The following is a 1,461-nucleotide window of genomic DNA, read 5'->3' as shown; positions in this document are numbered from 1 at the left end:
CCTCTCCCCCCAAATCCCCCCAAATCTCCCCTCCCCCGTCCTCCTCCCCCCCCCTCACCCCCTCGTCTCCGCCGAGACCCACGTTCCGTATCGAGACCCACCCTCGGATGCGCGTTAGAGCGTGGGTCTGGGCGATGAGCGTGGGTCTGGGCGATGAGATGGCGTGAGGACGGGCGCACTCCCACCGAGACCCACGCACCCCACCGAGACCCACACCTGGATGCGCGTCCGAACATGGGTCTGGGCGATGAGCGTGGGTCTCGGTGACACACGGGGGCTCGGCGAGCACGAGTGCAGCGTGCGTCAGGGGCGGAGGCCGAACGCACGGAGCCGCGCACCGAGAGCATCCGACGTGACGATGTCCTCGGATCCCCAGCGGACGATCCGCCACCCTGTGACCCCGCGGATCGCATCCTCCCGACGCTTCTCCGCGAGCACCACGGCCTCCGCCGACATCCCTGTGCGCAACGTCGGATCGAGGTACTTTCCTCGCCCGTCGAACTCGCCGAACGTCCGCGCTCCCCGAAAGGCGAAGTCGAGCGAGTACTCCTCGCCGTGCGGTCCGGTGACGCGCGACTGCAGATCGACCTCGGTGAACCCGAGACGGTGAAGGTGCAGACGACTCACGCTCTCTCCGGGCAGCTGAGCGCGGCCATCTGAGAACGCGATCACCTCTCGGGCCTGACGGATGCCACGGTTCGAGAGGGTTTGCGCCCGCCTCCCGAGTTCACTCCGCCACTCTGCGGCGGCCGTATGGTCCTGGTCGTGTCGCCGGACCGCCATTCGCCGTAGCGCCGCGTCGGCGACGGCGATCGCCGCTTCGGGCGTGAGCCGGCATGCCAGATCGAGCACGGTCCTCTCGAGCGAGGTGCATCTGATGCCTTCGACTTCCACGAGGTCGCTATCGCGGAGAGTGAGATCGTGCCTCGCGACACCCCACTGCACTCTGCTGCGACTCGTCGGACCGAGAACAGCGTGAACGTGGGTCGGCGAGGTCCGATAGAGCGGAAGCCCGTGGATGACGGCCGCCGAAGCGAAGCAGAATGTGGCACGGCTACCGGCGGATTCCCGGTGCACGGCGAGCACCTTCAACAGATGACGACTCTCGTCCCAGAGCTGCTCCCACTCCACTGAATCCGCGTACCAGCCGCGACGCACTCGCACGATCGAGCCGTCGTCGACCATGGCCCGGAGCTCGCGCTCCGTCACCCCTCGAGCGAGCACATCGCTTCTGGCGAGAAGGAGCCGGCGCGCTTCCTCGATGGTGATGGTCCTGCGCATGCACTCGATCCTCACCCTTCCCGCAGCCCATCCACACTGCGATGACCAGCGCTTGCCGGAAGTGCGGACAACTCGCTTCATATCCACGCTGTGCAGAACAACAGTCGGCGGTGCACCTGCCTACCTGGCAGTCCCCGGACCCATGCCTATCGTCGAGACCCATGCCCCCGAGCGACTGCG

1 protein-coding gene is annotated in these 1,461 nt (G+C 67.1%); it reads right to left on the bottom strand.

All coding sequences use genetic code 11. The features are described from left to right. Positions 1–303 precede the first annotated feature (303 nt). On the bottom strand, positions 304–1,281 hold the full coding sequence (locus DSP71_RS13605; RefSeq protein ID WP_113681353.1) for a hypothetical protein: 978 nt from the start codon (positions 1,279–1,281) through the stop codon (positions 304–306). Between the last annotated feature and the right edge of the window lie 180 nt (positions 1,282–1,461).

The sequence above is a fragment of the Microbacterium sp. H6 genome, from assembly GCF_003314775.1.
In the GTDB taxonomy this organism is placed as follows: Bacteria; Actinomycetota; Actinomycetes; order Actinomycetales; family Microbacteriaceae; genus Microbacterium; species Microbacterium oxydans.
This window is presented reverse-complemented; position numbering and strand designations above follow the sequence as displayed.

Coding starts and splice junctions, on each gene's coding strand:
- DSP71_RS13605 (WP_113681353.1), bottom strand. CDS start 1,281: ATGCGCAGGACCATCACCATCGAGGAAGCGCGCCGGCTCCTTCTCGCC.